The organism is Nostoc sp. (assembly GCF_036917375.1).
Lineage (GTDB): Bacteria > Cyanobacteriota > Cyanobacteriia > Cyanobacteriales > Nostocaceae > Nostoc.
The window spans coordinates 46,400-54,907 of sequence record NZ_JBALDN010000110.1; the positions used below are offsets into that span (position 1 = coordinate 46,400).

The 8,508-nt window shown below is 43.3% G+C and carries 10 protein-coding genes and 1 pseudogene; 4 read left to right on the forward strand and 7 right to left on the reverse strand.

What is annotated here, in order from left to right:
• Nucleotides 1-65: 65 nt before the first annotated feature.
• Nucleotides 66-1,244: a sulfate adenylyltransferase gene (gene sat, locus V7K45_RS30435; protein ID WP_335009338.1), complete on the reverse strand. Its 1,179-nt coding sequence runs from the start codon at nucleotides 1,242-1,244 to the stop codon at nucleotides 66-68.
• 447 nt (nucleotides 1,245-1,691) lie between these two features.
• Nucleotides 1,692-2,963, reverse strand: coding sequence for an FGGY-family carbohydrate kinase (locus tag V7K45_RS30440; protein ID WP_335009340.1), 1,272 nt, complete (start codon nucleotides 2,961-2,963; stop codon nucleotides 1,692-1,694).
• Between the two features lie 200 nt (nucleotides 2,964-3,163).
• Here V7K45_RS30440 and psaM point away from each other — a divergent pair, with 200 nt between their 5' ends.
• Both psaM and V7K45_RS30450 read left to right on the forward strand, forming a co-directional pair.
• The gene (gene psaM, locus V7K45_RS30445) at nucleotides 3,164-3,253 is read left to right on the forward strand and encodes a photosystem I reaction center subunit XII (RefSeq protein ID WP_040630342.1); all 90 of its coding nucleotides are present in this window, start codon (nucleotides 3,164-3,166) and stop codon (nucleotides 3,251-3,253) included.
• Nucleotides 3,254-3,598: 345 nt separating this feature from the next.
• The gene (locus V7K45_RS30450; protein WP_335009342.1) at nucleotides 3,599-4,009 is read left to right on the forward strand and encodes a hypothetical protein; all 411 of its coding nucleotides are present in this window, start codon (nucleotides 3,599-3,601) and stop codon (nucleotides 4,007-4,009) included.
• A gap of 225 nt (nucleotides 4,010-4,234) precedes the next feature.
• Here the strand turns inward: V7K45_RS30450 and V7K45_RS30455 are convergent, their stop codons facing one another.
• Nucleotides 4,235-4,954: a tetratricopeptide repeat protein gene (locus tag V7K45_RS30455; protein ID WP_335009344.1), complete on the reverse strand. Its 720-nt coding sequence runs from the start codon at nucleotides 4,952-4,954 to the stop codon at nucleotides 4,235-4,237.
• Nucleotides 4,955-5,388: 434 nt separating this feature from the next.
• Here V7K45_RS30455 and V7K45_RS30460 point away from each other — a divergent pair, with 434 nt between their 5' ends.
• Nucleotides 5,389-5,853, forward strand: coding sequence for a hypothetical protein (locus V7K45_RS30460; RefSeq protein ID WP_335009346.1), 465 nt, complete (start codon nucleotides 5,389-5,391; stop codon nucleotides 5,851-5,853).
• A gap of 6 nt (nucleotides 5,854-5,859) precedes the next feature.
• Nucleotides 5,860-6,417: a glutathione S-transferase family protein gene (locus tag V7K45_RS30465; RefSeq protein ID WP_335009348.1), complete on the forward strand. Its 558-nt coding sequence runs from the start codon at nucleotides 5,860-5,862 to the stop codon at nucleotides 6,415-6,417.
• Between the two features lie 169 nt (nucleotides 6,418-6,586).
• Here V7K45_RS30465 and V7K45_RS30470 read toward each other — a convergent pair whose 3' ends face one another.
• The 4 genes and pseudogenes from V7K45_RS30470 to V7K45_RS30485 form a co-directional block, all read right to left on the reverse strand.
• A complete protein-coding gene (locus tag V7K45_RS30470) occupies nucleotides 6,587-7,078 on the reverse strand; it encodes a YajQ family cyclic di-GMP-binding protein (protein WP_012411046.1) in 492 nt (163 codons plus the stop codon).
• Nucleotides 7,079-7,177: 99 nt separating this feature from the next.
• Complete coding sequence (locus V7K45_RS30475; RefSeq protein ID WP_335009350.1) at nucleotides 7,178-7,576, reverse strand: MAPEG family protein; 399 nt, start codon at nucleotides 7,574-7,576, stop codon at nucleotides 7,178-7,180.
• Between the two features lie 87 nt (nucleotides 7,577-7,663).
• Nucleotides 7,664-8,167, reverse strand: coding sequence for a hypothetical protein (locus tag V7K45_RS30480; RefSeq protein WP_041565591.1), 504 nt, complete (start codon nucleotides 8,165-8,167; stop codon nucleotides 7,664-7,666).
• 84 nt (nucleotides 8,168-8,251) lie between these two features.
• Nucleotides 8,252-8,401, reverse strand: a pseudogene (locus V7K45_RS30485) (PadR family transcriptional regulator); the annotation flags it as partial.
• Nucleotides 8,402-8,508 lie beyond the last annotated feature (107 nt).

Consider the following 8,508-nt stretch of genomic DNA (forward strand, 5'->3'; position numbering starts at 1 on the left):
CTGCCCCTCTGCACCTCTGCCTCTTGTGCCCAATGCTCAATGCCCAATGCCCAATGCTCCATGCCCTAAGCTGGTACTTCTATCCGCATTGCCCGCGCCAACTCTGCTGCTACCTCTGGACGAGAAAATTCTGGTGGAGGTAACTCACCGCGCCGCAGCATTTCCCTGACTTTTGTCCCTGATAGGTGAATGCGTTCTTCTGGCCTGCTAGGACTGGTTTTAGATGTTGCCATCTGCTTAGTGCGCGTGCAGTAAAAAGCGTGTTCAAATTTCATCGGCACAATGCCTAATTCACTTGGTTCAAATTCATCAAAGATATATTGAGCGTCATAAGTGCCGTAATAATCACCAACACCAGCATGATCCCGGCCGACGATAAAGTGAGTACAGCCGTAGTTTTTGCGGACTAAAGCATGGAATATGGCTTCACGAGGACCAGCGTAGCGCATTGCGGCGGGATTAATTGCCAAAGTTACCCTGTCTAAGGGGTAGTAGTGTTCTAGCAAAATTTCATAGCAGCGCATCCGCACATCAGCGGCAATATCATCTTCTTTTGTCGCCCCGACTAATGGGTGTAAAAATAGACCATCAACAATTTCTAAAGCGCACTTTTGAATATATTCATGGGCGCGGTGGATGGGGTTGCGAGTTTGAAAGCCGACAATGGTTTTCCAGCCCTTATCTTTAAATAGTTGCCGTGAGGCTGCTGGATCGATTTGATAAATGGGAAACTGGGGATGAGGTTCGCGTTGCAACAACCAAATATCACCCGCCAGATGTACAGTACCTTGGTTATAGAGTACCTGTACGCCAGGATGATTGACATCATCAGTGCGGTAGACTTTTATTGCTTCGCGGGTTTTGTCGTAGCGATATTTTTGGGTGAGTTGCAAAACTCCGATAAATTCGCCTCTGGAGTTATCCAGACGGATTAAGCCGCCTTCTTGCAACGGGGAAGCTACTTCTTCGCTTACCGATAGTGTAATCGGGATTGACCACACAAGACCGTTAGCTAATCGCATTTCTGTCACAGTGCGATCGTAGTCTTCTTGGTTCATAAAACCCGTCAGCGGACTAAAAGCACCGATCGCAATCATTTCTAGATCGGAAACGGCGCGATCGTCAAGTTGCACTCGTGGCAAAAAGTCAGCTTTTGAGAGAAACTCTGCTCTTTGTTCTGGTGTAGCGATACGGTTAACCAACTGTCCACCGTGGGGGGCTATGGCATCTGGATTGTGACTCAACTTAATCCCCTCTCTGCTTTTACTGTTATTGTTTCAGATTATGTACTAACTTATCAAATGCTGGTACGTAGAGAAAAATAGTTTAGGCATTGGGCACAAAAGCAGAGGAGCAGAGGGGCATGGGGCAAACTAAATCTTAAAAGCGATCGAAATCCGAGTCCGCAGCTTTAGCTTTTCCCTAGATGATAATCTCGATCGCGCAGATCAAACCTTCTTCAAGAACCTTTAAATTTTCTGCTAATCCTCTTAGAATTTATACCAGTAATTAGTAAAGGGGATCGATGACATTCGCTTGCTGCGAAGCACCCATCCCCGAATAGCTGCCCAGATAATTAACCTGGAATCTATAGTCCGGTATCTAATCATCCCAGTATCGTCTGAGATATGTCGATTGTCACTGGGATAGATACTGATTTAGAAGATATCTACAAAAAGATAGGTACACAATTACTCTTTTTCAAAACTTCCTCCATTCCCCATCGCCAACAGTGCTGTCCCGTAAGCAGCTTCTGTGTACGCTGACGCTACTACAGGAACCTGCAAATGACGCGCCCTAATTGCAGCCCAAGTATCATTCGCCGCACCACCACCAGCGGTATAAACACGACTCAATTTGTCTGCTCCCATTTGTTGTAATAATTCATACCCTCGGCTTTCTATGCGGGCAATGCTTTCTAATAACCCATGCAAAAATTCTACTGGATTATCTGGGCGTGGTGACAAGCGTGGGGGTAGATTGGGATCGTTAATCGGAAAGCGATCGCCTACCTTCAACAACGGATAATAATCTAACTCGCTGGCAATTGAAGCATCAATCTCCCGACTAAGGCTTTCTAACTCAGGGTTTGTGAAAAATTTCTTTAGTACTGCACCTCCAGTATTAGAAGCACCCCCAGTCAACCACAAATCACCCAACCGATGGCTATAAATTCCATATTTGGCATCTTCTTGCCGGGTACGACTTAACAACTTTAGTACCAACGTTGAACCAAGGGAAGTCACGGCTTCACCAGGTAATTTTGCGCCACTGGCAAGAAAAGCGGCAATACTATCGGTTGTACCCGCACACACCAGACAATTACGACTTAACCCGAACTTGTCCGCAACTTCAGGACGCAATTCGGCAATCGGAGTCCCAGGAGTTAAAATTTTGGGTAGCTGAATCTGTATTTCTAGCTTTTTTAGCCATTCTGGGTATTTCAACTCTTCTACGTCATAACCCAGCTTTAAAGCGTTATGGTAATCGCTAATACCCAACTGTCCATGCAGGAGAAACGCCAGCCAATCTGCTTGATGCAGGAAATATCTAGCTTCACTAAAAGAGGGTTGTTGCCTCATCCACAAAAGTTTAGCGAGGCTGGAGGTGGCACTCAATACAGTATGATTGGGGGGTGCAATACTCCTCAAATGGTCTAGCACTAACGATCCCCGCGCATCGTTGTACAGCAATGGTGCATCTACAGGGTTGCCAGCAGCATCGACCAGCAATACGGTAGAGGAAGTCCCATTGATTGCGATCGCTTTAATTTCTCGCCGCAATTGGTCAGGTATTTGTTCCACCAACGCAAACAAAGCCTCCTGCCAAATTTTTGGCGTAACGGCATTTGGTGAGTCGTGGAAGGGATATCGCACCTCTGCCTGAATACAATAGGCTTCCTCGTCAATCACCACACCACGTCCGCCAGATGTGCCGAAGTCGATACCCAGATATAAATTCATAATTTTTATAAATTTTTTTAATGGAGAATAAATAAGAACTACTGACCAATAACTGCTTTTGTTGCATCTTGTAACAAGATATTCCACAATTCTGGCAAAACAAGGAAAAGTAGTAAACGAACTGTTCAAAATCAATTCAGGTTAGGAGGTTTTCAGCCATGCCTATCTTAGATACTCTGTACATTGCTCAGATATCTTCCATCTCAGATACTCAAGTCTACATCGCTCTAGTTGTAGCCTTGATCCCAGGAGTTCTAGCTTGGCGATTAGCCACAGAACTTTACAAATAAGGCTCCGATGTGACACAGTTGAAAAGCTAATAATCCTGGCAGTACGGGGTGCAATTTCCAGATTTTATGGCTTTATGTCATAAGTACTTAGAAAGCTTGCACTTACGTAAGCCAGGTTATTTTTTAACTAGTGCGACACTTGTAGCTATTTCAAAAAAATGAAGTAATATGACAGCTAAATCAAGCATTCAGGAGTGCTGAGTGCTAATTCAGCTCCGAGTATCGAGTGCTGTTAGCGGTAGCGGGGCGTTTAGCCCGTGCTGAGTTGCAAATTTCACTCAGCACTCATAACTCAGCACTCTTGATAGTACTTCCCTTCACTAAGCGAGGTTATCTTTTAGCATCATGAACGCGATTCAACCCTCCAGACCACCGTTACAACCTATACAAAAACGCCGGGTCATTTCTCGACCAAAGCGGCATCTTCGTCAACGTTCTTACAAAGTGATGGCACTGGAAAGCACAGCCACAATAGCAGTTAATCTTGTGATTACAGCCGTTGCAGCATCTGCCTTGACACAACTCTTGCCTTATCATTGGTTACAGCAAGAAAAATTGCGAGAAATGAGTACTGAAGTCAAGCTGATGGAAGTACATGTCAATGGTTTACAGGCGGAATTTAGCCGTAACTTCGATCCCCAAGAAGCTAAAATTATTAGACAACGACAAGGATACCGATTCGATCCCAGCCAGCGTCAGATCGTGTTGATGAATCAAGATCGCCGAGAAGATGAGCAAACAAATTTGTCACCCTAAGACAAATGGTGCATTTGGGATTATTTAGGTTTATTGTGATTCAGGATACGTATAAACCGGGTGTTAATTTATATTATTGCTAATAAGTAATGGTTAATAGCTAATTTTTGAATAGCTATTTAGTTATCATCTATTAGTCATTAGCGATACAGCGTCACTAAACTCTAGTTCAAAATTAATCAATTATTTTGAATTTTAAATCCCCCAGAAGAACTAATCTACCAATTAGGACGCTGATTGAGACAGTAACTCGTCTAGCCAATTTTCGAGTTGTAAACGTAAGCGACAACCAGGAATATCCTTATCGTTGTCGAGAGAGGGTAGTTGAATAAGGGCGCGACGATAATCAGCGATCGCACAATTCCAGTCGCCCCAAAGATGGTAAGTCCTGCCGCGTTCAGCCCAGATATGACCTTCTAGTTGACCGAAAAGCAGTGCTACCTCAAAATTCTCAATTGCCACCTGATATTGCCCCAAATCACGCCAGGTAATGCCTCGGTTAATCCAGGCCCGGATATGGTGAGGTTTCAAATCAATTGCTCGATCGTAGTCGGCAATTGCTAATGCTAATTCTCCACAAGCCGCGTAGTAATTTGCGCGGTTATTATAAGCACTAGCCAAATAAGGATTCAGTTTAAGGGCGGTGTTGTAGTCGGAAAGCGCTTTTTCCCTTTCGCCACTTTGGAAATAAATTAGCCCTCGGTTGTTGTAATCAACGGCATTGTCGGGATGGCGGAAAATTAGTTGGGTTAAAAGTGCGATCGCTTCGGTATAATCTCCTTGTTGAGCCAAACTCAAAGCACAAGAGCGCAAGTCGCTATCCCCAAAAATAGATTCGCTGCGATCGCTTTTCCTCCGCTCTTGAAGTTTGTTTGTAATATTTAGAACGTAGTTGTGTTGTTTACTTTGCTGGTCATCGTCAGCTAAAAATGAGTGAATATTCATCTTTCCCTGCTTGAAATCCCTGCTTTTTTAAATAAAACTTTAGTTGTTTAAAGCTGGTGGTTTTACCACTATCTCTATTTTCAAGGTATTTATGGTTACTTTAAAGCCATCTTGAGACTGAGATTTAAACTACTCATACCAGTAGAAATCTACCCCTTAAATAAACAATTGCTCCTCAAACCTATTCATAGATACTCGATCCCGAAGATGAATTCCAGAAATAGCAGACGTTAATCTCAAAGACTAGTCAAGTAGTGAGAGCAGCAAATTGGTAGAATGCCAACAAGCCGTTCGTTAAACAGGGAATGAGAAAGCAGGGGAGCAGAGGAGCAGCAGGGGGAGAATAACTCTTAACTCCTAACTCAGCACTGTTTTGCCCAATGCCCAATGCCCCATTCCCTAAATTCAATTTTTAAATTTTGAGAAATTTCCCGATGACAACTGCAATTTCCTATCCCAATGCCCCTGATTTAGCAACCGATGATTACATAGCGATCGGCTTGGCAACCTGCTTCGTCAAAGAAGATGGAGAAGTTTATCAAATCGAAGTTATAGAACCAATTCCCTCTGCGGCTTTGGAAGCGCTGTTAAAGGGCATTCCTACCTCCTATAAGCTGGCTCATGCCACAACTTTGGGATCAGTGCTGGATGGCGATTCACCACTGCTACCAGATGGCTTTCCAGAGTCGGCTCAGTTTGGAGAAGAATTTGTGCCGCGGGCATTTGCAGCAGCTCGTACCTATAAGCGTCGTGAATCTGCAAAATCTCTGATTCCCTTAGGTACAAACTACACTGAATTTAAATATTCAATTGAGCGGAAACGGGTTTTAAATGCTGCCAGAGTTGTCACCAAAGAAGACAATATTAAACAGCATTCTCACACTCACAAAGTGCTTTAAGTCATTATGCTAAAACTTTACGGTGGCGCTCGTAGTCGAGCGTCAATTGTCCACTGGTATTTAGAGGAATTAGGAATTCCCTACGAATTCGTCAAGCTTGATATGCAGGCGGGTGAACACCTCCAGCCTGCATATTTAGCAATTAACCCATTTGGTAAAGTTCCAGCAATTGTTGATGGGAATTTTCAGCTTTGGGAATCTGGAGCAATCTTGTTGTATCTTGCCGATAAGTATAGTCAAACTCCACTTTCACCAGAGGAAAATGCTCTATTTTCCCAATGGGTGTTGTTTGCCAATGCTACCCTTGCTCCAGGAATTTTTGGAGAAGAGAATCGAGAACGGGAAATGCCCCGCTTGTTGACTCCGTTAAATGAAATTTTCAGTAAGCAACCTTTTTTACTTGGCAATGAGTTTACTGTCGCTGATGTAGCAGTGGGGTCTATTTTAAATTACATCCCGATGATACTAAAGCTAGACCTCAGCCCCTATCCAGCGGTATTGAGCTATATGAAGCAGTTATCTGAGCGTCCGGCATTTCAAAGAAGTATTGGCGGACGGACTTAAAATAATTCGTAATACTTCGGCTACGCCCTTCTCTACGAGAGGCTGCGCCAACGACTACGCGGTAGTTGAATCTCGACTTCGCTCGATTTCCGCGCAGTCGAAACTCAGGACAAGCTCAGTACAAGTTCGTAATTCGTAATTGAATTTTTAACTACGAATTACGAATCTTTTAACGATAATTTGTAAATTGCAAAGCAACTGGGTAGTCTTCTTGTTTTAGCCGCTGCATGACAACTTGCAAGTCATCCTTAGATTTGGCAGAAACCCGCACAGCATCGCCTTGAATTGAAGCTTGTACCTTTTTGAATTCGTCCCGAATCAATTTGGAAATTTGTTTGGCAATTTCCTGACTTATGCCTTTTTTGAGTTTGATTTCTTGACGGACACGATTACCACTGGCTGATTCAACCTTGCCAAAATCAAAGATTTTTTGGGAGAGGTTACGCTTGGCGGCTTTTTCTCGCAGAATGGTGTGTACAGAATCTAAGGTAAACTCGCTGTCAGTGCTGACATTAATGCTTTCTTCAACTAACTCGACAGTAGTTTCAGTGTCTTTGAGGTCGTAACGACCTTTGATGTCTCGTATAACTTGATCGACAGCGTTAACCAACTCTTGTCGGTCAAAGTCGCTCACAATGTCAAAGGAAAAAGTAGAAGCCATAAAATATTTTGGATTTTAGATTTTGGACTTCGACTTCGCTTAGTCGAACGATTTTGGATTGGGCAAACTGTTCCCCATTTCCCAGTCGCCATGCCCCAATTAACTAGTAGCTTGGATAATGCTCAAAAAGATGAGAGTGGCAGAGCTAGAGATGCTAATCGCAAACATGAGCGATCGCAAAAGGGGTATATTCAAAATATAAAAAATTGAGTATAGGAAACGAGCCACTACAAAGGCGATCGCAGCTACTTGGGCTGTAAAAGAATTTACACCAGTTACATAAGCCATCAATGCAGCTGCGGCAAATATCATAAAGGCTTCAAAGGTGTTCTGATGTGCCCAAGTAGCCCGTTGGGCATAAGGTGGCAATTTATCAAACATGGCGCGAGGACTAGAAAACATTTCATACCCAATACGCGCACGGGCATAAGCTACTAGCAAAAATGGCACATAAATGAGAAATGCAGCAGCAGCGATCGAGTACAAAAAAATTATCATTACTTATTAGTCGTTGGTTATTAGTCATCAGTCATCAGTCATCAGTCATTAGTCAAATACAAATGACAAAAGACAAATGACAAATGACTAATCAAAGTAGAAAAGCGTCACCACTTTTCTTTGTTCTTCTGCATCCTGACAAGTTTGTAACAGGGTGCGGCTGTCGTGAAATGCAAAGCAGATTAGTTGCTGGCAACGGGAGACAATTTCCTTGTTGCACAAGTAACTAGCTTCCGCTAGAGACAAATTATCATTACTGGGATTTTCGACTAGATGCATTACCTGTTCTAATTGCTGGCGCGATTCCAAAGGCTGGCGTTCCAGGCTTTGGGGTAGAATCACTGTCAACAAATTTGCATCAGCCCGGGTTGCTCCCTTGATGGCCGCGGAATTTGTACCTGTAGCACCAGAAGTAATGATTCGATTACCCGATAAAACTAGGGCATAAGTCATCATTTCAATAAGATTCTGATGCGTAATCGGCACATGACGAGAACCCAGCAAGGCAATTCTTTTAGAACCCGTTTGCTGGATTGTCGCCAGTTCTTGCGCTAATGTATCGAGGTTAATAAGGTCTGTTGATTGGCTCAAAGATGGAGATAATCAGACTAAACGACCCAGATATTTTACCAAACAGCGTGTAGATGCGAGGAAAACTTAAGTTAGACATTGCGACTAATTTTCGATTGTTTGGTTCAGTAACTCCATTACTTGGTTACACCAGGCTAGCCAATGTGTTTCATAACTAATGCCATTTAGGAGAGTTAAATACTGAAATTTGCTTGATTCTGGCAGTTCTTGCGGATTCTGAAAGTAACGCTGTTCTAGGTTATGGTACTGGAGTTTAGACTAAATCGTCGAAATCAAAGAAAAAAGAGGAGGTCTGATTGAACACAGGCCCACTTTTGACAGAAGGTGAGAGAAGAACCACC